This is a genomic window from Verrucomicrobiia bacterium (assembly GCA_035629175.1).
In the GTDB taxonomy this organism is placed as follows: domain Bacteria; phylum Verrucomicrobiota; class Verrucomicrobiia; order Limisphaerales; family DASXHY01; genus DASXHY01.
The window spans coordinates 24,840-51,484 of the sequence record DASPIL010000084.1 but is presented as its reverse complement, the minus strand read 5'-3'; the positions used below and the strand labels follow the sequence as shown (position 1 = coordinate 51,484).

At 59.0% G+C, this 26,645-nt stretch carries 9 protein-coding genes; 2 read left to right on the top strand and 7 right to left on the bottom strand.

Going from position 1 to position 26,645, the window contains the following annotated elements:
* Positions 1-6,237, bottom strand: a 6,237-nt coding sequence (locus VEH04_15105) for a Calx-beta domain-containing protein (GenBank protein ID HYG24106.1), incomplete at its 3' end; no start/stop codon positions are given.
* A 511-nt stretch (positions 6,238-6,748) separates the two neighbouring features.
* Between VEH04_15105 and VEH04_15100 the strand changes: the two genes are divergently transcribed.
* Both VEH04_15100 and VEH04_15095 read left to right on the top strand, forming a co-directional pair.
* Complete coding sequence (locus VEH04_15100; protein HYG24105.1) at positions 6,749-11,101, top strand: autotransporter-associated beta strand repeat-containing protein; 4,353 nt, start codon at positions 6,749-6,751, stop codon at positions 11,099-11,101.
* A 168-nt stretch (positions 11,102-11,269) separates the two neighbouring features.
* Positions 11,270-11,710, top strand: a complete 441-nt coding sequence (locus VEH04_15095) for a zf-TFIIB domain-containing protein (GenBank protein ID HYG24104.1) — start codon at positions 11,270-11,272, stop codon at positions 11,708-11,710.
* 107 nt (positions 11,711-11,817) lie between these two features.
* Here the strand turns inward: VEH04_15095 and VEH04_15090 are convergent, their stop codons facing one another.
* The 6 genes from VEH04_15090 to VEH04_15065 all read right to left on the bottom strand — a co-directional run bounded on the left by VEH04_15090 (position 11,818) and on the right by VEH04_15065 (position 26,529).
* Positions 11,818-12,807 (bottom strand): malate dehydrogenase, encoded by a 990-nt coding sequence (locus VEH04_15090; GenBank protein HYG24103.1) that lies wholly within the window; start codon positions 12,805-12,807, stop codon positions 11,818-11,820.
* A gap of 369 nt (positions 12,808-13,176) precedes the next feature.
* Positions 13,177-19,917, bottom strand: coding sequence for a glycoside hydrolase family 9 protein (locus VEH04_15085; protein HYG24102.1), 6,741 nt, complete (start codon positions 19,915-19,917; stop codon positions 13,177-13,179).
* Between the two features lie 259 nt (positions 19,918-20,176).
* Positions 20,177-21,442 (bottom strand): DUF2167 domain-containing protein, encoded by a 1,266-nt coding sequence (locus VEH04_15080; GenBank protein ID HYG24101.1) that lies wholly within the window; start codon positions 21,440-21,442, stop codon positions 20,177-20,179.
* 338 nt (positions 21,443-21,780) lie between these two features.
* Positions 21,781-22,917 (bottom strand): polysaccharide biosynthesis/export family protein, encoded by a 1,137-nt coding sequence (locus VEH04_15075; GenBank protein ID HYG24100.1) that lies wholly within the window; start codon positions 22,915-22,917, stop codon positions 21,781-21,783.
* Between the two features lie 24 nt (positions 22,918-22,941).
* Complete coding sequence (locus VEH04_15070; GenBank protein ID HYG24099.1) at positions 22,942-25,932, bottom strand: polysaccharide biosynthesis/export family protein; 2,991 nt, start codon at positions 25,930-25,932, stop codon at positions 22,942-22,944.
* Positions 25,933-26,091: 159 nt separating this feature from the next.
* Entirely contained in the window at positions 26,092-26,529 is a 438-nt protein-coding gene (locus tag VEH04_15065; GenBank protein HYG24098.1) for a response regulator, read from the bottom strand.
* Positions 26,530-26,645 lie beyond the last annotated feature (116 nt).

Below are 26,645 nucleotides of genomic sequence, written 5' to 3'. Positions count from 1 at the left end.
CAGGGGGCCCTTGCCGATCAGGAACTCCGCGCTGTTTGTGAGCACGCCACGCAATGGGACCATCTGGCTGCCGGGTTGATCCAGCTGGCCGTTAACGAAAAGTGCGGGCGCCAATCCGTTGCTCCAGGCAAGCGTGAGTTGCTGCCAGCCGTTCGTGAAACGATTGCCGCTGCTGATGCGGCGCGTATCGCCGCGGTCCGACGCGAGCGTTGCCTCCATCGTATTTGTCGCTATTCCGCACGATGCCGCCGCGCGCATGGAGAGACTCAACGTGGGACTCGCGGCGCGATCTGCCGCGAATATTCCACGGTCAGCGACGGAACCAGTTGCGGAAATCCACATCGAAAGCGTGAATTGTTTCATCCCGTTGAACAGGCCTGATGCGACGGCTTCCTGGACAAAGTTGTTCGTTCCATTGAGGCGCAGCGCCCTTCCGGTCACGCCGTTCGTGGTCCAGCTTGCAGGGCCAACGATGACGCCGTGCCGCCCGTTCCCTGAGGCATCGGAAACGTTCGTGCCGCTGCCTTCGTCGAAACTCCAGCGCAGGACATTGCTGGACAGCACGCCCAACGTGTCCACCAGGACCGTGAGATCCACGTGGTTCGTCAGTTGATTCTCCTCCGCCATGAGTCGAAGCACATAGACGCCGCTATTGGTGAAGCTGGCGGTGGTGATCGCCTGGTCGGTGTTCGTGAAGGTCACGTCTGACGGTCCTGCCACATTGGTCCAAAGCAACGTCACGAGCGTATTGCTATCACCATCGTCGATGACTTCCGCTTCAAGGATGATGTTGGCATTTGTTCCGAGCAGAAATATCGGGCTGGCGGTCGGACTGGTTAATCGCACCTGCGGAGCGCGGAATGTCGCAGCGTCCGTAACGCTGATCACTGCATTGCTCGGTGAAAGGATGGTATAGCTGGCGTGCGGCAGGAGCCGTGCTGAAACCGTTTCGAGCGCTTCCACGGAAAGTTCATTGGTGGGATACACCGGCAGGTCCACGGCAATGACGCCACAGTTGAATAAAATGTTCGTGCCGAACGGAGGGTAATCAACGCCAAAGGTTGCCGTCCCTCCCAGTGCGATGCGTGCGGTCACATCGCGGAACGGATCCCCAGCGCGCAGGATTCGGAATGTTCCGGGTTCAGGTGCGCCCTCCGTCACGGATGAGTTTATCGCAACGATTGTGAATGCTGGCTCGTCATCCTGCACGGTGACGGTTGCTGACACAGGAGTGCCGAGTTGATAAGCCGCGTGGCTCTGGAGCGTCAACGTCACGGTTTCGGGACCTTCAACCAGGGCATCGTCCAACGGCAGGACCGGCAGTGTTGCGCTTAGGCTGCCAGCAGGGATGGTGACGGAGTTTCCGAGCGCCGAGTAGTCTGTTCCGCCACCCGCCGTTCCACCGATCGTGAAGAAAACCTGCACGGGCGTATTCGTGGTTCCAAAGCGTGTGAAGGTAAACGCCGCCGGGTCGGTGCCGGGTTCCGATCCTTCGAGGTCGCTTGGTTCCACCCGTACATTTTGTTCGTTATCCTGAAGTGTAATGGCTGCGCCGCCGGCGAAGGCGACCCGGTATTGCGGCTGGATGGTCAGGGTCAGAATCACGGATTCCTCGCCCTCCAGCAGATTGTCATCGATCGGCAGGACAGGAACGATCGCCGCCATCTGACCCGCGGGAATGGTAACTCCGTTGGTGAGAAGCTGAAAGTCACTGCCGTTTCCGGCCACGCCGCTCATCGTGAACGCGACGTTCAAGGGAGACGCGGTTGATCCTGTTCGCGAAATAATAAATTCGCCAATCGCGCCACCCTCCACGGCGTAAGGTTTGTTGGTCGACGACAAGGACACCACGGGCAAGGCGTTGGGGTCGTTGTCGATGATCTGCAGCGTCGCTGACCGCGGAGCCGCAATTCTGCAACCGCTTGCGCCAATGAGCGTAAATACCACAGTTTCATCGAGCTCCACCGTCCCATCATCAGCAGCGGCGACAGGAACATCCACGAACGTGAGTCCCGCTGGAATGACGACGTTGGTTCCGATGGGCGTGTAGTCACTCGGGGCGCTGGCGGTGCCGGTCACCTGGACCAAAATCGGCTGCGCGAGATTTGTGTTTCCCGTGCGTGTGATCCGGAATTTTCCAGCCACCCCGCCGGCTTCGAACGCATCACCCATACTGGTCACCGACAATGCGGCACCGTCGTTGTCCAGGATCGTTTGCGTATGAATCCTGTAGCCATCGTGCGTGGCACTCTCGGGATCGTAAAGCGTCAGGCGAATCGTTTCGTCGGCTTCCACGATGGTGTCATCGATGATTGACAGCGGAAGGGAAATCGCGCTCTCGCCGGGCTCAAACGTAATCTGCCCGCCACCCAGCGTGTAGTCGGCCGGCGTTGCTGTGCCTCCAAGAACGCGAAAGTTCACGGCGACAGGAACTGTCGAGGTGTAACTGAGAGCCACGCTGATGCCTGGTGATTCGTGTTCGAACGCCTGTGACGCAAGAAACGAGAAGCCAACCGCAGGAACGGCGAAGTCGTCGTTGTCCATGATCAGAACCTGGGCGCCCGTGTTCCCCACGTTGTAATTGGTGCCGGGCACAAGGGTGACAATCACCTGTTCTGTTTCCTCCCGATGCAGGTCGTCGAAGACAATCACGTCCAGGCCCACGGAACTGGAACCATTCGGAATCGTCACAACGCTGTCGAGTGGCACATAGTCGGTTCCAGGAATGGCCGATCCGCTTATCCTGATCGGCACGGCAAGATTCCCCGAAACGACAGAGCCCCGTGAGATCGTAAACGACGCGAAGTCGCTGCCGGGTTCGGACGCGGACGCAATGACAGTGTCGACCGTCACAGTCTGCTTCTCATTATCCATGATCAACACAGTGGCTGCAGCCGGGTTATCCACGTCGTACGACGGGCTTCCCGTAACCGTCAATGTGATCGACTCATCGCCCTCGACAAGCGCATCGTCGATGGTTGTGATTACAACGTCTGCCGTGGTCTGCCCCGCCGGAATCATCACGGCCCCAGTTGGGTTCTGATAATCCTCGCCCCCGTTTGCGCTGCCACTCAGGGTGTAGAACACAACAAGGTTTGCGGATTTGTCGCCATCGCGTTTAAGTGTGAAGCGGGCCGGCGTGGTGCCTTCCACGGCCCGAGACGCCGGGCTGGCGCTGACGACGAGCAGGTCATCGTCGATGATGGTCGTCGTTGCGGCAGCCCCGCCGCCCGTATAGGCGGGATTCGGAGACAATGTCACCGTGACGGTTTCGTCCGCCTCTACGTCCTTGTCATCATGTGGCTTGAACTCCAATCGCGCGCTGCTGCTGCCCGCGGGAATGACTAATACTCCAACGAGGGTGGGATAGTCCGTCCCGGCAGTTGCGCTGCCTGAGACGTTGTAGACGACCTGCAATGGGCTTGCAGTGGATCCGCTGCGCGAAAACACAAACGCGGCTGAATCGATGCCGTTTTCCACGATCTGGGAAACATGCACGCCAAGCGTCACCAGCGGAACAGCGGAGGAATCATCGTCGATGACGGTAATCCGCGCCTCGCCGGGCGCGGTCAGGGGGTAACTGGGATCCTCGATCAACGTGAAGCTCATCGTCTCGGTGGCTTCAGTGATGGTGTTGTTCACAGGCGAAACCGTGAAGGTGACATACTCCTCTCCCGCGGGAATGACGACAGAATTGCTGCCGGAGGTGAGTGCAGGATTGACGTTGATGTCGTTGCCCAGCTCGGCTGAGCCCGCCACCCACAGGGTCAAGGTTTGGTCCTCATTCGTGCTGCCGGTTCGCGCGATCCGCAACTCCGCATTGGTCTGCGCGTTCTCGATGAAGCGATTGGTTGTGACGGTGATGCGCAGCGTCGGCTGTGGGAGCGCCAGAAAGTTTACGTTGGTGTTCCCTTCCACGAACATGGGCCCGTCTCCATTCAAGTTCGTAAAGGAGTAACCGTATTTCGTTGCCGCCAGCATCAAATCTCCCGACAAGCCGGGCAGCACGAAATAGCCGTCACTGTCAGTGAACGAAAATTTGTCGCCAGGTTGCCCGTCGGCGCCGTTGTCAACGCGGACGCCTTCGATGGGATCGTCGTTGGCGTCCAGGATGATGCCGCTGACGCGGAAACCCTGGGGCTGGCCAACCGTCACCAAGGCATTGACGCTCGCGCGCCCGCCTTTCATGTCGCTGACTTCGCAGCGCACGACGTGTTCGCCCGGAGCTGACCACCCTTTGAGAATCCATGGCTGATTGTTCGTAGAAAACGTTCCGTCATCGAATCGCCAAAAATATGCCAGGGAATCGTTGTTCCGGTCTGTGGCGGTGGCATGGAACGAGACGGGTTGGTTGGGCGCCACGTTGGTCTGGCTGATCTCAACGGCAAGAAACGGCGGAAGGTTCAGCGGATCCGATCCAATCTGCACCCGAACATCGATCCACGGATCAACGTTCACCTGGCTGCGTCCAATTGGCGTGATGTGGACTTCACCCACAGGATCCGTGAACGTCCGGCCGATCACGACTGCGGAGTCGCCCAGGTTGGGAGTTTCGGGCGTGGTATCCAGCAGGTCCGTTCCGCCGTCGCTTCCCGACCACGGCGACCAATTCAACAACACGCCGTTGCGGATGGACACATTGTTGGTGAAGCGATGCCGCAATTCGAGCCAGTAATCCCGCTCGAAATCCTTGCGAATTCTCGCGGCATATTTCCGTCCGTTGATCCGCTCTGGAAGGTCGAGCGGGTACATTCGGAAAACGCCATTGGTGGTCACATCATGAACCGAGGAGGTGGAAAGCCAGTCCAGCTGGCCTTTGAACACTGCGTTGAAGTGGTTTGCAGGCGTTCCCGCGGCACCCATCGTATCGAACACGTTTCCATATTCACGGTTGGTACCCACGCCAACGACGCTGCTCAGGTTGGTCGTGGTGTCCCAGAAGTTCGCGTGCAGTATGCCGTAGTTGTGGCCAAGTTCATGCGCAGTCACGCGAAAATCGTAGGCCTGCAGCCAGGTGCCTTTTCCGCCCACAGCGCCCAATCCCGCCCAATCGTAGCCAGGCACACTGGTGTGGCTGACGATGTCGAGGTCGTAATTCGCCGTATCAAAGCCTGCCTTCCGCGCGGCGTCGCGTGCGTGGCTTAGCAGTGCCGACGGCCCGGCGGTGCTGTACCACGATCGTGTCTCCCGCACAGTGACCAGCGGCGTGACGGTTGTCGTGATCCACGTTTGATTGTAGGAACTCTCCGTGTAGAAATGGTTCACCGCATTCATCGTGTTGTAGGCGTCCGCCTCGGAAACCGGTTCCGTGAGGTCATCGGGGAAATTGACGCGAATGTAGAGAAGCGTTTTCCGGCCGAAGGTCCAGGAACTCCCACCGCCCGCAACGATCTGCGCGGCGCTTCGTCCGGCAAACGCCGCAGTTTTCCACTGTGAATTGACGACCTGCAGGTGTTCTGGACTGCAGAACCAGCCCACCTCGCCGCCCAGCTCAGCCGCGACACCGTCACCGGGGAACGTAAAGTACTCCAGGCAGACGCGGCAGCGTTTCACGCCAGAGGAAGAGTCGCGACGCGCCGCTTCTGAGGAGTCCAGCTTCCGCACAGGTTCGGAACTAACGGCCATCTTGTTGTCAAGAACGATGCCGTGCAGCGGCACGTTTGTTCGCGAAGGTTCAGTCCGAAGCCGGCCGTAAACGAAAGCGTCGTAGCGTTGCTCGCCGATGACGACCCAGCGATAGGTGCGGGTTCCGGTTTGCATTTGCGCCATTGCAACTTCGAAGGAACCCCGGCCATCCACCCACGTTTCCAGGTGCCGAGTGATCTGGGAGGGGAGTTGCTGCCGCCATGCGAACGGTGCGGCGTGAGCCAGTGCGCGTTCGGGATCGTTCTGGATCAACTGCAGCATTGCCTCGCGTCTTTTCCAGGCAAGCGCCTCGCCCTGGGCGTCTGTAGAGGCTGATGCGTTGGTCCGCCTCGTGGCCATCCAATCGTTAAAGACCGAAAACGCGTTTGTCTCGCGTGAACTGTTTGTGTTCAACGGCGGGGTTGCGACACGCGGCAGTGCAGAGGCGATGTGGGTTGGAGCGGAAGACGGTTGCTCCAGGTTGTCAGCAAGGGGCGCCGCGCTCGCGCGTGGCAATGCGGAAACAACCGGATTTCGTGGAGATCGCAGAGTCCATAGAACAGACAATCCGACGAGCAGAACGAGGGAGGTGACGAAGAGGATGCGTTTCATTGCAGATTGGGATCAATTGCGAACCTCTCAAAGGGTCGGAAGTCCGCCTCCATATTCATAATGATGAGTCTTACCGGGTCCGCCTGCTCTTGGGGCACAGGCCGTATTCGGGCAGGATAATGGCCTTCGATGGGAAACCTGTCGAGCGTGAAACGATCGGCGGGCTATTTTTCGGTGCAAGGATGGCGTCAGGCATCTTGCCTGACATAGTGGGCGTGCATCCCTGCCGCCAGGAAAACCGTTAAGCACGAGAGACACTCAGATCCTGTCAATTCTCACGGCTTGAGGTTCCTTCCACAGGGCTGGAAGCCCGGTTCCACCACGGGCAAGGATGCCTGCCGCCATGACATGGCCGTGGAAAAAAATCACCCGTTTGGGGGAAGCAATTTTCCTGCGTCTGTGATAGAACCGGTCCATTCAACAGCCACAACTTCCAGCCGAGGTCTGGAATTCGTCAGTCACGACAGGTTGAGCAACCCGCAATGCAGAAACAGCAGAACGTTTCAAGATTATGAAGCACTTATCCTGTTTGGAGTTTCCATCCCGCACCCTCCTGCCCATCGCTTTCGCACTTTGCCTGGGCGCGGCAGGGGTCGAAGCGCAGACGCACAATGTTGCAGCATGGGTTAACGATCCGTTCACACCAAACCCGAATTGGACTTTGACCGATGCGAACACCACGTCACCGATCTACACGCATACCGGAGCGGTGTTTAACGGGAATCTTTTCGGCAACAGCCCGTTCGGGACGACCATCACCCTCAACAATCCTGGAGACACCGCGATTGCCACGGGTCAGGTAAGCCTGACGGGTCCTGTCAATACGGCGGGTAACGTGCAGTTCCGGATCGGCCTCTTTCATAAGGGATCGAATCCTGCAGACACTGGCTGGGCCGGCTACATGATTGGCAATCCGACTGGCGGCGGCGGCGGAGGGCTTTATTTGCGGAGCATTCCAAACACGGGACTTTATGGTTCGGGAACCGGCACAACCCAGCCCGGGCTGGTTGGGACTTCGTTTGCAGCCGGCTGGGGCGAGGGCACCTACGATTTCTTCATCTCCGTAACCCGGCTCAGCGCGACTTCCACCTTGGTGCGCTGGAAACTGCAGGGGCTGGATCCCAGCACCTATTTGTTCGCGGGGCGTTACACCAACACGCAAGCCACAACCCAAGGCGGGTTCTCCTTTGATCAGGTGGGATTCCTGAGCGGCGGCAGCACCTGGACGGCTGCCGGCGGGGTTTTCACGTTCAGCAACGTCGCAGTAACCCTGGGACAGTTCTCAGATGGATCGTGGGTTGCCGATGCGGATGGCACGTGGAGTGTCACGAACAACTGGGCCGGTGGCCTGGCAGCCAATGGTGCCGGGTTTATCGCGGATTTCACGGGAGTCAACCTGACTGCCGATCGCACGGTGACATTGGATTCATCACGATCCATCGGACAACTGCGATTCGGCTCGCCGGCGGGATTGAACAACTGGAACTTGAACGCCAGCGGCGGGAGCATCCTGCGCCTGAACACCGGGATCACATCGCCTGCTGGAGCGCCCGTCCTTGCAGTAAACCAGAACAGCGTGACAATCAACGCACCTTTGGTGAGCTCGAATGGCCTCACGAAGACCGGTGGAGGCACTGCGCTCCTGCGCGGAAACAACACCATCATCGGAGCGCTGAATTTGAACGGCGGTGTTCTCGATTTTGCGTCGCTGGCAAACCTTCCGCTCGCTGTTGAAACCACGACCGCGGTGAATTTTGGCGGCGGCACATTGCGTTGGGGCAGCGGCAATACCTTCGATCTTTCTGGCCCGGGGATTCCGATCAATTTCAACGGCACAGCTGGAATCGATGTGGGTGCCAATAACGTGACGTTCGCAAACGGCTTCGGCAATGGCGGTACTGGCGGATTCATCAAGCTTGGCGCCGGCACTCTCACTCTCAACAGCGCCGTCTCATACACGGGTTCGACGATCGTCAGCAACGGCGTTCTGTCACTGGGCGCTGCCGGCTCGATTGGATCAAGCACAAACATTGTTGTGGGCGCTGGCGCGACGTTTAACGTCTCTGCCGTGGCTGGAGGACTCACGCTCGGATTTGGCCAGCAACTTGGCGGCTCAGGCACGGTGGTGGGGAGCGTCGCTGACGGTTTTGGCTCAATCATCGCGCCAGGCACCGGGGCTGGGACCCTGACTGTAAATGGAGGCCTGGCGCTGAATGGCGGCGGGACTTTGAATTTTGAACTGAGTGATACCACTGTGGCTGGCGGAGGCGTGAATGACCTGATCGCTGTTACCGGCAATCTCAACATCGCCGGGTCAACGACACTGAACGTGAACCTGCTTGCAGGCGCACCGGGTCTGGGAACCTACACTCTCTTTACGTACAACACATTCTCGGGCGCGGTGGAAAACCTGGTCGCGCCGCCCGGATTCGTGATCACCAACAATACGACCGCCAAAACGATCGGACTGATCGTGGCACACGTCCCCGCTGTCCTGACCTGGGATGGAGACGGCAGTGGTAACGCGTGGGACGTCGGCATCACGCCGAATTGGATCCAGTCCGGCACCAACCAGGTTTTCTTTACCGGCGATGCGGTGACGTTTGACAACTCGGGTTCGGCGAATCCGCCGGTTAATATCGCTGGGCTCGTATCGCCCGGGTCGGTCACAGTGAACTCGTCCCAGGACTACACCTTCATCACAGGCAACAGCGGCGGCATAGCAACGGGCCGCTTGACGAAGAGTGGCACGGGCGTTCTTACCCTTGAGACCGACAACTCGTATACGGGCCCCACGGTGATCAATGCAGGCACGCTGCAGGTCGGCGGTCCGAATCTTGGTGGTGCCAACGGCACGCTCGGATCGGGTCCCACGACGAATAACGCCACTCTGCTCTTCAATCGTTCCTCGGATTATACCTACACGAACGTCATCAGCGGTGCGGGCAACATCACCAACCTGGGCGGCAGCGGCGCAATCACGCTCTCTGGCAACGTCAGCGGCGGCGTCGTCAGCATCGCGGGAGCAGGCACGCTGGTCCTCTCGGGCAGCAACAGTTATACAGGCGCCACGATCATCTCTGCCGGTTCGCTGAATCCGCGGAACCCCAACGCGCTCGGAACGACCGCAGCAGGAACGATCATTGAAAACGGGGCCCGCATGTATCTCGATGCGAATATCGATTTCAATGGTGAGGCTGTGTCCGTGGCTGGCGGCGGCCCCGACAGCGCGGGCGCATTGCGCAAGGGCGGCAACGGCGTGACGACCTGGAGCGGAGCGGTGTCTCTCACGGCCGACAGCGTCATTGGCGTGGATGGCGGCGCGACGTTGAATCTGACCCATGCGAACGGCATTAGCGGCAACGGTTTCAGTCTCACCCTGGCGGGCGGAGGCAACGGAACCGTAGCAGGACCGATTAACCTTGGAATTGGTTCGCTGACAAAAAATGACGGCGGAACCTGGACCGTTGCAGCCACCAACACCTACACGGGCAAGACGTTCATCAACGGCGGAACACTGGCAATCCCGGCGCTTTCGGCACTTGGCGGCATCGCAGCCTTCGCGCCTGATTTCGTCACGTTGAATGGCGGCTCCCTCGGTGTCACCACGAACCTTGCATTCGCCGATGGTCTGCGCGGATTCACGGTCAGCGGCGCGGCGGGTGGATTCAATGTTGGATCAGGATTCAGCCTCGTGATTTCCAACGACATCACAGGAAGCGGAACCCTCACCAAATCGGGCGCCGGCACATTGATCCTTGCCGGTCCGAACACTTTCACGGGCATACTGAACGTGGACACGGCAGCAAACGGAGCCAGCGATGGCAGTCTTCGCGTGGCGCATCCCGGCGCGATTTCCGGCGTGCAAAGTCCAATTGCGATTCGAAACACCCTGGGGGGCAGCTCGACCCTCGAGCTCGACGGAACCCGCGGGAATATCACGGTCAGCCAGGAGATCACGATCGCCGGACGTTCCCCTGCGATTCCTGCAATACAGAGCGTGACAGGAAATAACACCCTCGCAGGCAACCTCACGCTGAATCCGGGGGGCACCCGGTACGTGATTCAGTCGGACGCGGGACTGCTCACGCTGGCGGGGAACGTCACGGCCACCACGGATGATGCGCAGGTCATCACGTTCCAGGGCAGCGGCGATATTTCCCTCACCGGCATCATTGCTGATGGGTTAAATCCCATGGGAGTTGCGAAGCAGGGCAGTGGAACCTTGAATGTAATGAGCGCAAACACCTATACGGGTGCCACGACCGTATCCGGCGGCGCGCTGGGCGGCTCGGGAACCATCGCGGGCCCGGTGACGATCTCGGCTGGCGGAACCCTCTCGCCTGGCGTGGGGATTGGAACGCTCACCATCAACAACAGCCTGACACTGAGCGGGAATGCATTTGTCGAAGTGAACAAGAGCACGGGAACCCGGGATCAGGTCGTTGGAGTGACGAGTATCGCGTACGGTGGGTCCCTGACAGTTTCCAACGTGAGCGGCACCCTGGCTCCTGGTGATAGTTTTCAGATATTCCCGGCGGTTTCATTCACTGGAAACTTCAGCAGTGTCACCGGAGGGGGTGTGAATTGGAATTTCAACCCGACCAATGGAACGCTGACGGTGATTGGCGGAGGTCTGCCGACGACCCCCACCAATATCACGTTCAGCGTGAGCGGCGGGAACATGACACTCTCATGGCCGGCGAGCTACACGGGTTGGATTTTGCAGGCGCAGACCAACACGCTTGCCGCAGGGTTGAGCACCAACTGGAGCGACCTTCCCGGTTCCGCCAGCGTGAACTCTATCATGGTGCCGGTGAATGCGTCGAATGGCGCGGTGTTTTTCAGAATGCGCCGGCCATAACGGACCCAGCCAGGCTGCGGCCTCCGCCAGTTGCGTTCATCTCGCGGCTGGAGGGGCCGTGGCGCGGCTGGTGTTGATCGCCGCAGGAGAGGGGGGTGCCGCAGTTCAATTGGGTTGCCAACCAGCCGTGATCCCCGTTCAATGCAGCACAACAACTGACACTGTGCTATGAACTGCCCGGCGTGTTCCCATCCTCTGACTCAAATCGAAATCGGTTCCTTATGCGTCGACATCTGCCGTGGAGGCTGCGGTGGAATCTGGTTCGATACCTTCGAACTGCAGCAAGTGGATGAGCCCGAGGAATACGTGGGCGAAGCTTTGGTTCACGTGCCGCGCGATCCCAACGTGCGGGTGGATCCCAGCCGCAGGAAAGAATGTCCCCGATGCACTCAGATGAAACTGAAGCGGCGCCTTTACAGTCCCCAAATTGCGATCGAAGTCGATGAGTGTCCTGCATGCGGAGGGTTCTGGCTGGACGGAGGGGAGCTTGAGCATATCCGCCTGGAAAAGGGACGGCTCGAGAAAGCGGCGAAGCAGCCCGCGGGGATGACTCCCGAAATGATCCGCGCATTGTACCGGATGCGCACGGCTCATCGCGACCGACTGTAAATTGCTTCACGCCGGTCGCGCCCATCCGAGTGAGGCAGACCGCGTGAGAAGCCCATTAATCGCAACGCCGGTGCGCGCCTCAGCTCGCACCGGCGTTCCAGTAGAGCCTACTTGGGCAAGAGCTCGCTAACCATTGACCGCTCTTCCTTTAGCTCGTTGACGGTGTTGTTAATCTTGCCTCGGCTGAATTCGTTGATCGGCAACCCTTGTACAATCTCGACGGACTTCCCATTGCTCCGAACCGGGAATGAGGTGATCAGTCCCTTTTCAATGCCGTAGCTGCCATCCGAGTAAACACAGAGGCTGTTCCAGTCGCCGGTGGGCGTGGGAGTCACGATTGAGCGGACACTGTCAACGACGGCATTGGCGGCGCTGGCAGCGCTGGACGACCCGCGAGCTTTGATGATGGCGGCCCCACGCTGCTGGACCGTGGCGATGAATTCGTTTTCGAGCCATCCATGGTGCCCTATGACTTCGGTCACAGGCCGCCCAGCAATCTTGGCATTGTGGAAGTCGGGGTACATCGTGGCACTGTGATTGCCCCAGACAGCGAGATTAGTGACGGCAGTGATGCCGACGCTTGCCTTCTTTGCGAGTTGCGTCTTCGCGCGGTTTTCGTCGAGGCGCGTCATTGCAAACCAGCGATCGCTTGGGATTGACCGCGCGTTGTTCATCGCGATCAGGCAATTGGTGTTGCAGGGATTGCCAACGACCAGGACACGGACATCGCTCGACGCGTTTTTCTGAATCGCGTTCCCCTGGCCGACGAAGATTTTTCCGTTGATCCCGAGCAGATCCTTTCGCTCCATTCCCGCCTTGCGCGGCACGCTGCCAACGAGGAGGGCCCAGTTCACATCGCGAAAACCTTCATCCAGGCTGGAAGTGGCAACAATGCCTTTGAGCAGCGGAAAAGCGCAGTCATCGAGTTCCATCACGACGCCTTGCAGCGCGGGCAGGGCGGGTTCGATCTCGATGAGGTTCAGGATCACGGGCTGATTCGGACCAAACATGGCGCCCGAGGCGATGCGGAACAACAGTGAGTAACCAATCTGGCCGGCGGCGCCGGTGACTGCGACACGGATGGGAGCTGTATTCATAATTCAAGATCGTCCAATTAAAGCCGCGATTATGTTGCGCGTTGGGAAACCACGCAAGTCTGATGCTGAATGCATGCGGCGCTTGGGTGATAAACCATGGGTGAGCTTCCACGCGAACAGATCTCGGCTTCATACATAGCGCAGACTTCCAGGTCTGCGCTGTGTCGCCGGTCCGTTGGCACCCTGCTGCGGAGGGGGGACAGGTTTTCTAACGTGCTCGGCTGATCCACAACCTGCCGGCTTGGAAGCTCGCGATATAGCAGGTTCGGAAAGCTGTGCTTCCCGCTCGCGCGGCGGCCAGAATCCTCGGGAAAAAACAACGGGCAACGCGAGTGGTCACGTTGCCCGTTGCTGTGTTCGTTCGGGTAATTATTGAACCTGCAGAATCAGGTAGAATCGCTGCCCTGTTTTGCTTGTGTCAGTCCAGGATGTCTGTGATCCCGTGGCTGTGATCGAGTTGGGCAGATACGTCCAGGCTGGATCACCCAGGCTGTTCTTGTAAGCGATGCGGTAAGCCGCGCCAGCCGTGCTCGCCCACGAAAGACGCGGTGAACCTGCCGTGACGCTCAATGCCGCCTGATCAACGGCGTTCCCGGCAATCACGACCGTCGCGTTCGCCGGTGTTCCAACCTGGTAGGTGCCGGTCGCTGCCACTGTGGCAGTGACGGACTTTGGTTCCACCAGGTTCGTCGCCGGTGTGGGATTCACCGTCAGCGTCGCGCTCGTCGCGCCCGCCGGAATGGTCACAGTCGGCGCTGCGATGATGCTGCTGGTGGCGGGTTGGCCGGCAGCGCTGAGGGTCTGCGTTGTCGCCGCTGCGGCTTGGGTCACTCCCGACGCAGCGGGTCCGCTCAGCGAGTACGTGATGTTCAACGGAGAGCTCGTGTTGCCGGAACGCGTAAACGTAAACCGGCCGGGTTTGTTGCCAAGCAGAGCGCCATCTGCGCCGGAGACTGTGACGACAGGCAGCGTTGAATTGGTGTTGCCTGGCGCATTCGTCGCCGACGGGTTGATCAGTCCGGCCGCGTCCCAATAGGCGCGCCCGCCATTCAGGGTGAACGCCATTCCTGACAAGGTCTTGCCTTCCAGGCCCACTTGGTTCGCTGGAATCCGAAGTTGAACCCATTGGCCGGCCGCGGGGAGATCCCCGATTCGGCGGCGACTCACGGTTCCGTCAACGCCGTAGGGGATATTATTGGCGCCCCAGTATGCTCGATATTCCCATGAGTTGCCGTCGTACCATTGCAGCATCGCAGAGGTTGGCGGATTAGCCGGGTCGAGATAAATGTATGCATAGAGCACCGATCCCGTCTCCACTTTCATCGTTGCGGTCGCATTACGGAAGAAGTGCTGGTGAATGGCGCCAACCACACCCGACTCGTGGGCAAGCGTGCCGGAAACCGGGGTCGGGCTGCCGCTGATCCAACTCCACGAATCGCCGCCGTCGGACGCCGGATCCGCTCCCGCGGGGAGTGCGTCGTCGATCCAAACCACATTCGGTGTGCGCGCAGTGAATTCCGCGGTCGCAAACACCCGGCGCCCGTCCGGCAATTGCGCTTCGGCTTCAATCCATTGTGTGCCGTTGTTCCGCGGCGTGAAGCTATAGGTGGGCCCAATGTATGGATCGCCATCGCGGGTTTCCCACACGATGCGCGCATCGCTGAGATCCAGCCCAGGCGCCTGCAGCGAGAACGTAACAGGACCTGTGATGGTTCCCTGCGGAATGACAATATGCGCCTGTGCGGACTTCCATGGCTGCGTCTTCAGGGACGTCTGTGCCGCCAGAAATCCGTAAGTGGCGAGGCTGCGCGCCTGCAGGAACGTCACATATTCCGTGCTGACGTTCCAGCTGTCCGCCCATCGATCGTAAAAAGGATGCGGAGCCACTGTGGCTTCGTCATGCGGGAAGGTGAGACCCGCAAGAGTTCCACGGTATAGGTCGAGGTAACTGAATCCCCATTGGATGTTTCCAATCGGCTGCCCCGTCGGAGGGATCAGGCGGCGATCATTTGCAGCGTACTGGCTGACCGCGTCGCGTTCACGTTTCCAGCCCATGCCAGTGACATACGAGACGTTTACGGGATTGCAGCCGCCTTCGAAGTTCATGTTCGCGAGAATGGCCGTGATGTAATCCGGCTTCGCCGTGATCTGATACGCCACGGTGAGATCGAACGTCTGTTCGCCTGAGAAATACCAGCCCGCGCCCCGCACACGTTTCGTGGCCTCGGGGAAACTGGTTCCATACGCGTTCTGCTTCGACCAGGTGACGTAATCATCACCCGCGGCGACAATCACCGATTCGCACTTTGCCATGTAGGCCGCGTTCACCTGATTCGGCTGGAGGCGTCCGCTGCGAACTGCGAAGGCGTAGTTGCGCACGGCGTTTCCATAGCACAGGAACAGGCGCCACCAGCCCCAGCGAAATGTCGAAGGGTGCGTGGGATCAGGCAGGAATTCCATGAGCTTCTGCTGATACTGGGGATCGCCCGTCGCGGCAAACAGCGAAGCCGCAGCCCAGGCGAGTTCGTCGTTGTCACCAAAGTCGTCACCGTAATGAGTGATCTTCTGGTAAATGCCATTGCGGCCGTGCTGTGCGATTGCGTTCATCAGGAACTGCCACCCGAGCTGCGCCTTTTGCATGTAGAGGGCCGCCGCGTGCGGATAGTGCGCCTTGAATGCCGGCGAGGAACCGATCTCGGCGAGTGCAGCCACTGATGAAGCGGTCGCCGTGGCGGTCTTGGGCCACACGAGCTGAGGATCGCCGTTCTCCGGAAGGACGTTGCCTTCGTATTCACGATTGTGCGGATACACGAGGAAGTAGAATCCGCCGTCGCTGTCCTGCATCTTGGCGAGGAAGTCCGCTTCCCATTTCGCTTCCTGAAGCATGTCGCTGATCCCATCACCGCTTTCCGGGATTCCGAGGTTGTCCAGGGATTTCACACCCGGCAGCGAATCCGCCGCGAAGGTGAGGTAATGAATCAAAGCCACGCTGTTGAGCGTGTACTTGCTGTAGTCACCGGCGTCGTGATGTCCGCCGGAGACGTCGATCTTGCCGGTGCGCACGAACGGATAGAGCTGCGCGTCAGGACCAGTCAGTTTGCGCGCGCTGGACTGCGGATTGTCGGGATTAATGATGTTCGCGTATTCCGCAATTTTGCTCCACGTGAACGGAAATTGCGCGGAAGACGCGGGCACATCCGCCGGCGCCACATGGCACTTCTCGTGAGTATGGCGGGTGAAGGGCAGGACATTATCGGCGCCGCAACGTTGATGATACAGGCCGAGCGCATATGCGCGCGCAAAGTTCATGGCTACGCCCTCGGTGATGTTGAAGGGCAGGGATGCTCCCATCCCGGGCACCACGAGCCGATACTCGCCAGGCACATTGAAGCTGGTGAAGTCAGCTTCATACACGAGCTGATACGGCTTGGGTGTGTAGCTGTAGCCCACGTCGGAACGCTGGGTCAGGTTTCCGTTAAAGACCGTTGCTCCCGTCTTTGCATTCACCAGCTTGAATCCAGCGGAGGGTATCACGTTCAGTTCGCCCAGATTTCCGATGTAGTAACCCACCATGGACTTCTTGGAATAGCCGGGCATGTAACCTTCATGGTTCACGTGAATCGCGGGGCTGTAGCGCAGCGGATCCACCGCGGCCGCGTAGGTCATGTTGGTGGTCCAGAGCGACGCCGTGGGATTTCTGACGACCACCGTCTGGTTGTCCGACAATGGCGCGCTGAGCTGGAGATACAGCGAGTTTTCGATGCGCAGGTCATAGTTGACGAGCGGCGCATACAGAGGGCGGCGTTTGAATCCAACGGCTGTGACGCCGACCGGCTGTCCATTGGCAGTCACCACAAACTCGTTCAAGCCAGGTGCGATGAACGTCAGCGCGCCGTTGACGAGGTTCCAGGTCGAAACGCTTGCCGCGTTCGGGTCCTTGGTGGTGAAGAGCTTCAATTCAAGGAGCGTTGGCGTAAGCACGTGCAGGCCGTAGTCGCCGACCTTCGGCATCTGCAATAGAAGGTTGTCGATCACGCTGGTGCCGGGCAGGAGCGGATTGGTGCTGGCCAGCGACACTGCAGGGAAATTGGTCGTGGTCGTTACGGGCTGATTGGTGTTGATCACCGGAACCGAATTGCTGGTTGCAGGAGGAACACTGGGCGTCGAGTTCGTGCTCGTTCCGTTCCCCGGGTTCGCCGGCGTGCTGTTGGTGACGGGTGGAGTAACGGGGGCCGAGCCGGATTTTCCCGCGTTATCCCAGGCCGCCTTGCCGCCAAACAGCGTAAAGGCCATTCCCGTGAGTGAACGGTTTTCCAGGCCGACTTTTGCGGCAGGCACTTCGAGACGTGCCCATTGTCCGGCCGCCGGAAGCGGACCTGCACGCCATGAATTCGCGGTCCCGTCCGTGCCCCACCACAAGTGGTTGTCGCCCCAATACGCGCGATGTTCCCACGAGCCGTCATACCATTGCAGCATGACCTGGCTGGGCGGATTGGCGGGATCGAGATAGACGTAGGTATAAAGCTTGTCGCCGGAACCCACCGCCAGCGGGCTTGCGGAGGTGAAGAAATGCTGGTGCAGGCCGGCACTCGCGGTGGACTGATGCGCCTTGGCTCCGAGTTGCGGAGAGGGATTGCTCGCCACCCAGTCCCATGTGTCGCCACCGCTGCTGTCCCCGACAGCGCCGGACGGCAGGGCGTCGTTGACCCAACTCACGTCTCCAATCGTTGACGGAACGTTGTTTGTGGCGGGAGGAGGCGTGGCGGTTTGCGTGGTTGTTGCGCGGCCCACGTAATCGAATGTGGCACGTCCTCCGAATAGAGTGAACGCCATTCCCGACACGGGTCGGCCTTCGAGTCCCACCTGGACTGCGGGCACTTCAAGGCGAACCCATTGCCCGGCTGGCGGCATTGCGCCCATTCGGCGTGAACTGGCGGTTCCGTCGGTTCCCCACCAAAGATGATTGTCGCCCCAGTAGGCGCGGTGTTCCCAGTTCCCATCGCTCCATTGCAGCATCAGCTGTTGCGGAACGTTGCTGGGATCGACGTAAACGTAAGCAATCAATCGGTCGCCTCCGGCAACGTTCATCGGTGTTGCGGCGCTGAAGAAATGCTGGTGCAGGCCGGACGCGATTGCGGATTGATGGGCTGCGGATCCCGAGAAGGGTGCTGGATTGCTTGTCACCCACGCCCAGTTGTCACCTCCGCTCGAATCGCGAATTGCACCGGCTGGCAGCGAATCATTGTACCAAAGCGCATCTGACGTTTCGCCCGTGGCGGAAAGCAATTCACCTGAGATTTCTGAAACGGCTGGCGTTTCTTCGACAACCGCCGGGACATTTGTCGCAACAGCAATTTCTTGCGGGGCACTGAATGCCGGGACGATTGCTCCCTGGCTCAGATTCACGTAAGTCCCGCTGGCGGAGGCCTGCAGTTTCACCGCGCGCACCATGTAGGCATGAGCGCCCAGGGCGGCATCGGCATCAATGAAGCTGTTGCCTTTAATGACTTCCTTGTTCACGCGCACGAACGGTTCGGACTCATTCGCGGCCCGATAGACGTTGTATCCTTCGATGGCATCGTCTGCAGCAGCAGCAGTCCAGCTCAAGATGACGGCGTTGTTGCTGAGATGCGCAGCAACTTCGGTCGGCGGCGCCACCACATGCATGCGAAGGGTGGGATCGCCCATAAGCGCGGTGTGCGTCCATCCCGCGCAGCTGTTTCGTTGATTCCTGTACAGGCCTGAGTTGCCATTGTTCTGTGTCAGCAAAGCGCTGAAGCCGATGGGTTGACCGAGGGCCATGTGATGCATGAACCAATGAGGGCGGCCGGACCAAACACTCGCCAAACCGTATTCGGGGGTCGCGAGCACCGCGCGCAGGATGTTGTCTTCAGAATCCCAGTCTCCGAGCCAGCTTCCGTAGAGCATGGCGAAAACGGTCTTCACGTTGCTGTTGACCATTTCAGTCGTGAGACCATCGGCATAACCGCCGACCCGGCCGATCCCGCCGATGCTGGTGTAGCTGCCGGAGCCGCAACCGTAAGCCCACAGGCAGGCGTTGCTGCTGAGAGTGGATATCCAGGTGCCGGGCTGGCGGAGAGCCTGAATGTTGGAAGGGCCGAAGAACGGAGCGAAATTTCGCCAGCCGCTTGCGGCAAACGCCTCGCCATCGCGAGCTCCAAAGTAGTCGCCGACAAATGCCCGCTCGGGGGCTCCAAACTGCGCCGTCCGAAATCCATGATTCTTGTTCAGGTAATTGCGGAGAAGTTCACATTCGTCGCGAAACGTCGGGGTGCCCTGCGCGCTCAGCCGGCCCGGCATGTTCGCCAGGTCCACACGGCCAATCATCAGTTCCAATTCAGACGGGAAGATCGATTGATCGAACTTTCCATCACCAGGCGTGTTGTGATTTCGGGAATCGTTCGCGATCCGCACATCAACCGTCTGATCCGTCCAGACACCGTCCATGTCAGCGTAATAACCGTCGCAAGGCCATGCGCCTTCGTGTTCGCGGTAATGGCCGTCGGGAACAATGTTGCCAGAGTAGGGAACCGGAACGTGTCCAAAGAGGAACACGGCTTTGACATTCGACGGATCGAGATCGTACTGCGCCTTGATTTGGCCTTTCACTGCTTCCACCGTAGCGGACCGATCCACGTCAATGCGGATCACAGTCCAACCATCGCCGGTGATATCCTGGCGCAATCGTTCGAGCTCGGTTGAAAGAGTGGCAGCATGGGTGTTGTCGACAACGAGCAGGAGCTTTCCACGATATTCTTCAACGGGGACGCGAATGCCGGCCTGGATGTATCCGTAGCCGGTGTAACCGCGGGTCTTCTTCACGATCTGGTATTCGTAAGCGCTGCCGGCTGAAACGCCTTCATCGACAAACGAGGTTTGCGAACCAGGAAGCGTGATGCCATCGCCCCACGAGTCGGAATTGGGCGAGCGGCGAAAAAGCGTATAGCTTTCCGGGGCAACGGCAGAGTCCTGAACCCAATCCAGCGTGATTTGCGCCGGGGTCATCTCGGTTCGGGCGCTCACCTGGACCGCATATTCCATGGTGTTGTTAACGTCGACGGCCGGTGCCGCTGCGAGGGAAAACGCCACCAGGCCAAAAATTGCACTAAATCTGTTCCACATAGCGCGCCCACGGTGCCGGTTGTGGTTCAGTGCAGAAATCGGAGAGAGGCGCATTATCCTGTCGGACATGCGCCATGTTTTTTTGTCAGTGTTCGGCTGACAGAAAAAAAGCGAAAAGCCCGCCTGTTTAGAGGCGGGCTTTTACCCAGTTGGTAGGGTTAGGGTTTAAGAGCTGTTGCGACGATTCGGAGCGGTTCTGAGACGCCCGAAGAATACGCAGACATTCCTAGAAAATGTTGCCGAAAAGTTCAGCCTGTTTGTCCAGCACCTGGTTCTTCTCCTGGATCAAGCGGGTCTTCTCTTCAATCAGTTTTGCCTGCTCACGAATCAGGCGCTGCTGCTCCTCAATGAGGCGCTTCTGATGATCAATCAATCCGAGATTGGCAACCGCAGAATTCAATTCCGGCTCAGCTTTGTTGACGGTGGCAATCGGAGCCGTGGCAACGCGGCGGGCTGGAATCGCGGGGCTCACCTGTGAGCGGTCTGAAACCTCAGACATGAGATCGGAATAAAAGCGCTGGTAGTCGAAGGTGCGGCGGCGGCGGAGCTTTCCATTCCCATTGGTTCCGTTCGAATGCCCATTTCCATTCGTGCTTCCGTTTCCGTTCGCCGAGCCATTGTGACTTCCATTGGTGTGGCCGGGATAGGAATACTCAAGGCGCCGCGATGCAGCTGCATTCAGCAAGATGCGGACGGGACCGGGACCAGACCGCACACGACGTGTGCGATGCCGCCGGCGTGCCACGATTAGCGCGCTGCATCCAATCAGCACCGCAGTGCCGCCTCCGATGCTTGGCCAAAGATACGAAAGCCGGGCGGTGTAGGGCGCGGGGGCCTCGGAGGCTGCGAGATCCGACAGCCTGTGCTGCGAAACGCGATCACCCTTGCGATAGTCGTTGTAAGCAAAACCCGGCTTGAATGTCACTCCCGCCAGCAACTGCTTCAGCGGAATCGCCGCGGCCGAACCGGAATTGTGAATTGCAATGGCGTCCAAGACACCTTCGCGGCCCAGCAGACGCAGCGTGTGATTCACGGATTTTCGCTGGCCAGTCGTTACCGCGACCGCCCATTCAAGGCTGCGGCGGGATCCATCGAAAATCGGAGCTTTTGCCCATTCAAGCGTGGCCGTGTTGCGTTGCTCCCGCAGGCTGTTCTGCAGCGCCGATAGTGCGCTCTCGGAATCCACCTTTTCACGGTCGCCAGTCTTTACGTAGCCGATGGGCGTGTACTCGAACACCACCATGTATCCCGAACTCGTCGGCATCAGCAGTCCGGCGAGAGTCGCCGGTGTGGGATTGCCGCCTGCTCGAAGAAGAATCGCGGCATCGGCGGCGTTCGCAAAGCGGAAACCTTGCGGAACCTGAATCTGGGCGGCAGGCCCGACGTCGGCCAGCCCGGGCCCATAGACCCAATTGACTAAATCTGGCTGGCCTGTTTGCAGCATCGCCGCATGAGCGACAGGCGCCGAGGGGTTAAATTGGAGGAAAGCCAAGGAGCACAGAAAAGCCCACCTTCTCACCGCCTTAAAATCTTGAGTCTTACGCATACGCCGACTAGACACCACGGTTAACTGGAATGTTGGCCTGGTTCGCTTGAGTGAAGCGAGTCTTCAGCAAAGGTGTAGGAGCGTCAATCCTGATTATTACCGAGATGGGGTATTTACTGTAGGGAAGTTTTACGTTTGTGCATTGGTCAAAAACAACTTCGGCCGGGCTTTTTCGAAGCGTTTAACAGAGTTCATCCGAGCCGTGCTCACTCCGGGGCATTGGAAGATGTACAACAAAACGGCGGCATCTTTCGGAAGCCGCCGGAGATTGAGACAAGGCGCGGTCACCGAATCGGTGGAGCCGCTGGCGGTGTGATCTGAATGCCGCTGCCGACGGGAATAAACACGCCCGCGCCAACCCCTGCTGCCGGGCGCGGTCCCAGCCGGGTTCCCGCATTGATGGCAACGGAATTCACAAACGTGTTCAATGCGATCTCTGCATACTTTCGCAAATAGCGATACGGCGAGAATGGCACATACACGATGTCATGGGGTTGCAGCGCAACGTCCGCCGCGCGTCCATTGACGATCGCTTTGTAGTCCACGACCGCAACCTCAGGCTGGCTGACGGAACCGCGCACCACCACCACGTGGTTCAGGTAAGCGTCACGAACCGTTCCATAAGCTCCTGCTACGGCGCCGGCCAGGGATAATCCGTCGTGGTAGATAACCGGCCTCGGCTGCACCACCGCGCCAAGCACATAGACCTCGCGCGCAAACGCGGGAGCGAAGTAAACGAAGTCGTCGGGTTGCAGGTAAATGTTCTGGGAAAGATCGCCTTCGGTGAGGAGACGGTCGAAATCGACGGGGAGAAGGCTTCCATTGCGGACGATGAAGCTGCGTTTCAAGTCTGCAAGATCCTCGCCCAAAGGCCCGCCACTCACTTCGCGAGCGCCGGCAAACGTCAGCGATCCGCCCGCGCCTGAAATAGCCTCCAGCAGCGTCATTGGACCTGACATGGTGTAAACTCCCGGCGCCTGAACGCGGCCGAGAATCCAGACCCTTTGACTCGCCACTTCGCGCAAAGTGATGTTGATGCGCGGCGTTCCGCGAATGTAGTTGGCGAGGTTCTGCTCAATCAACTGCTTCGCCTGACCCAGCGAAAGCCCCCAAACATCGAGGCCGGGAAGCAGGTTAAAATATAATTTGCCGTCGGGTCCCACGACGGTTGTGCTTTTCGATGCCGGCTCGTCCAGCAGTTCAATCTCAAGCCGGTCACCAGGCCCGAGCGTGAAGAGATTGGTCGGCGCCGCCAGCCACGCCGCATCGATATGATTCGTTACAGTCACCATTTCCGGAGCGGCAGCTTTCGGGGCCTCAGCGGAATCGAGCGAGTTGAACGTAGCGTTCCTGTGCGCGCAGCCAGCGAGGGAAGCCATCAGCACTGCGCTGGCGGCAATTGTGTACAGTGTTTTGTTCATAGACGGGTATGCAATCGCTTCAAATTAATCCACCGGCGACAGCACGTCGGCGCTTACCCACGTGGTTACAATCGATTGGATAAATGCGACTGTGGCCATATCGAGGAGATCTTCAGCCTTGTAGAACGGGCGATGGCTCACATAGACGATATCGCGCGGCTGCAACGTCATGTCTTTGCTGCGCCCGTTCATCACGCCCAGCGCGTCCACCACAAACGTTTCGGGGTTGTTCAGGGAACCGCGAATCACGAGCACGCGGGACTTGAATGCCTTCTCATTGAATCCGCCGCGATTCGCAATTGCGGTGAGGGTCGTGCTGTCAGGCCGATGGACCACCATTCCCGGCAGACCCACTTCGCCGACCACGTAAATTTCCTGCACGCTGCCTGATGGGAAGTAAAGGTAATCGTCCGGCTCGATCTGAATGTTCTGAGACAGGTCACCCTGGTTGAATAGCTTTTCGAAATTGAGAGGGATGCGTTCGCCGCGGCGCATCAGGAAACTTCGCGAAAGGTCCGCCAGATCGACTGTGTTGTTGTCCACCAGGCCGTTCTCAAGTCCCTTGGCCCGCGCGATGGCCTCGATCACCGTTGTTGGACGGTCGAGCGTGTACACGCCACGTTGAACCACCTTGCCAAGAACGTAATACTTTTTGCTCTTGAAAGTTACGGGAGTAATCATCGTCCGTGCAACACGCCGGAATTTGCCAAGTTCATCATCAAAGCGCTGCCGCAGTTCATCCACCGTGAGGCCAGTAACAAGGATATCCTGCGCTTCCAGGTAACTCACACGCCCGTCGGGCCCGACCGCAACTTCCATCCGGTTAAGCAGCGGCTCGCCATAAAGTCCGAATGATAAGACGTCGCCCGGCCCCAGCGTGAGGCGCTGCTGCCATTCCGCACGATGAATCGGACTGGTGACCGAGAATCCAAGATTTGTTCGGGTGACCAACGCCGGCGTGGCTTGCCGTTCCTCCGGAGGTGCCTCGACCGGGAGCGTGGACGTTTGCGCCTGGCCGGAAAAGTTCATCAGCATTGCGAGCACCGCAAGACATCCCATCCATCGGGGGAAGTGGCTCTTCAGCGATCCATTCGTCGCGCGATTCAGCACGGCTCCTACCAGGTTCGCGCGGGCGTCACGAAGGGTTTGAATCTGCGCCCGCGTTTCGGCAGCATCCGCGGTTCCGCTGTCAGCCAGCCAGATGACATTCGGCAGATTGGAGCCCAACAGCACAGCTTCGGGGATCGATGCCGGCGGCAGCTCGACAAAAATCACAAGGTTGTCGATTTGCTTCCACTGCTCCAGCGCATCACGCCATTCGCGCCGTCGATCCAGGTTCCATACCCAGCCGGGCAGGGGAATGTGGACAACTGGCTGAGAGTTGGGATCCGTGAGTTGCTCGGTCACCTGCGCGGGTGTGGCGAGCACGTTGCTCGAGATGGTTGCAACCTGATTCTCTTCGCGAGAGTTCATAGGAGCCGGTTCATTCGCAGGTTCATCCGTCAATTGGGGAGGAGAGCCAATATGAGTTGACGGCCGCGTCGCGATCGTCAGCACCCTGAAGCCGCTCAGGCTCGCGGCTTCCGACAACAACTTGATCCAGGTCGAACGGCCTTCGCCTTCGCTGGATGACGTGATGCCACACACGAGTCCATGGTTCTGGGAACGGCTGAGTTTGCCCTGCAGGCGCGTCCAGCTGCGGAAAGCCCACTGGGTGCGATCCTTCTCTGCCATCGAGTTCAAATCCCCGAGTGTGGTTAAGACAGGAAGCTTTGTGACGCGCTTGAGATCGTCCGCCGTTCGCAGCCGCCGATCGAATGCTTCCGTCAGGAGAATCAGGCCAAGGCTCAGGGCCATGCCCATGCAGCCGCCGAAGATGGTCACGATACCTGTTTTCAGACGGCGATGATTTGATTGCACGGTCTTCAGGTTGGCGGGTGCAAACACGCGGACCATGCCGGGAGGATTGCTTGCGTATAATTCCGCCTCACGCTGCCGATTCGCGAGTCCGATCCGCGCATCCTCGAGCGCCCGGAGTTTTCCATGAATGAGATCGCGGTTCGGATCGTATGCGTTTTGTCCGCCAGGCCCGATGCTTGCAAGACCGGTCGGGGAAAGCGGATCGGTGTTCTGCGCAGAGGATTTGATCTGCTCCTGCAGCAGGTTGATTTGATCGCGCTTCTGGACGACGGCGGGGTGAAGGTCGGTGTACTTGGACGTCAGCTCGGACAATTCCGCGAGGGAGGTTTGGAGTTTTTCGGAAAGGCGCAGCGTTAACAACGAGGGACGGGACGTTAACGCGAGGTTGGCGTTCAGCGCGTTCAGGTTTCCGCTGACCTCCTCGAGCTTGTTTGAAATCGGCGCCGGCATTGCCGACCCTTTGAACTCGTTCTGCAGCGCGCCAATGTCCTTGTCCATTTCAAGGACCTGTTGTTTCAGGTAATTATTGGCCAGCTCTGCCGCTTTTTTGGACTGCAGATCCTTCGTGTACGCCACTGTCCGCTCAGCATAAAGGTTGGCAATCTTCACCGCGGATGCAGGATCGCCGGCCGCAACGAGCACCTTCACGAGATCCGAGTCGGGCTGCGGATCAATCTTCATTTGTTTGACCAGCCGCTCCGGGGGGATCGGCGGCTGCAGCGCGGCGCCGACTTCGCGCAGGAGGTCGGGCGACGCAATGAGGCTGGCGAAGGTCTCCGTGCTCAGCGCCGATCCGGTTATGGCATCACTGCCGCCCGGCGGTTCGTAGCGAAGCAACTGCACTGTCGCAGTGAACTTGGGCTTGATGAGGTACACCCAACCCAGCGCGAAGAACGCCGCAGCACCGAGGATCCCGCCGATCACAAGCCAGTGCCAGCGGTGGGTTAAAATATCGGCAACGGTCCAGACATCGAATCCGCCCTGGACGGCCTGTCCATTGCGGTGTGCGTGTCCGTTTGTCCGTGCGTTTCCCGGCGCTGTGTTGCCGTTGTGCGAGGTATTTCGCCCGGCGTCTGTTTCAAATCCTTCGTTCATGCAGAATGGTCAGTGAGTCTTTCCGACAAAACCGACGCCAGCGTACAAACGAGGGCAACAGGTGTTAGTGGGTGAAAACCTGCTAAAGGGGTCGGAGAGTACCCACAGATTCCGAGGAGAATCCGCAGCTACGGGACCGTCACGCAACGGCTTTAATGTTCAATCTGGAAAGTGGTTGAACTTCAACCAATACGCGTGCAGGACATGGATCATTTCATCCAGGCCTTCGACGTTGTCGGGTTTGCGAAAGTACGACGTGGCCCCCATTTCGTAGGCTCGCTTGATGTCGGAAGGATTTTCTGAACTGGTGAGCACAATGACGGGCAGGTGCGTAAAATGAAGGTCGGTCCGGACGATCCTTAAAACCTCGAACCCGTCGAGGCGCGGCATCTGCAGGTCGAGGAGCATCAGCTTGGGAAACGGATGCAGCACGCGGTCGCAATAACCATCGATTCCCGCCAGGTAATCCACGGCCTGCTGGCCATCGCGCACCACCTGCAAGCTCGCGCGAAGTCCCGCGATATTCATCGCGCGGCGAACGAGCATCACGTCGGTTTCGTTGTCTTTGGCGAGTAGAATGTGCTCAGAGTTCTTCATTACGCGCTCATTGGTTGTGTTTCTCACATTGATGATGGCTTCCGCTGGTTGACTCGCGAGCGTTTACAAGAGCAGTGACACAATCGCCTGCAGGGCGGTGTTCGTCCTCTCGGGTA

What these genes read in the sequence shown, in the direction of transcription:
- VEH04_15100 (HYG24105.1), top strand. Translation starts at nt 6,749, where the DNA reads ATGAAGCACTTATCCTGTTTGGAGTTTCCATCCCGCACCCTCCTGCCC.
- VEH04_15095 (HYG24104.1), top strand. Translation starts at nt 11,270, where the DNA reads ATGAACTGCCCGGCGTGTTCCCATCCTCTGACTCAAATCGAAATCGGT.
- VEH04_15090 (HYG24103.1), bottom strand. Translation starts at nt 12,807, where the DNA reads ATGAATACAGCTCCCATCCGTGTCGCAGTCACCGGCGCCGCCGGCCAG.
- VEH04_15075 (HYG24100.1), bottom strand. Translation starts at nt 22,917, where the DNA reads ATGAACAAAACACTGTACACAATTGCCGCCAGCGCAGTGCTGATGGCT.
- VEH04_15070 (HYG24099.1), bottom strand. Translation starts at nt 25,932, where the DNA reads ATGAACGAAGGATTTGAAACAGACGCCGGGCGAAATACCTCGCACAAC.
- VEH04_15065 (HYG24098.1), bottom strand. Translation starts at nt 26,529, where the DNA reads ATGAAGAACTCTGAGCACATTCTACTCGCCAAAGACAACGAAACCGAC.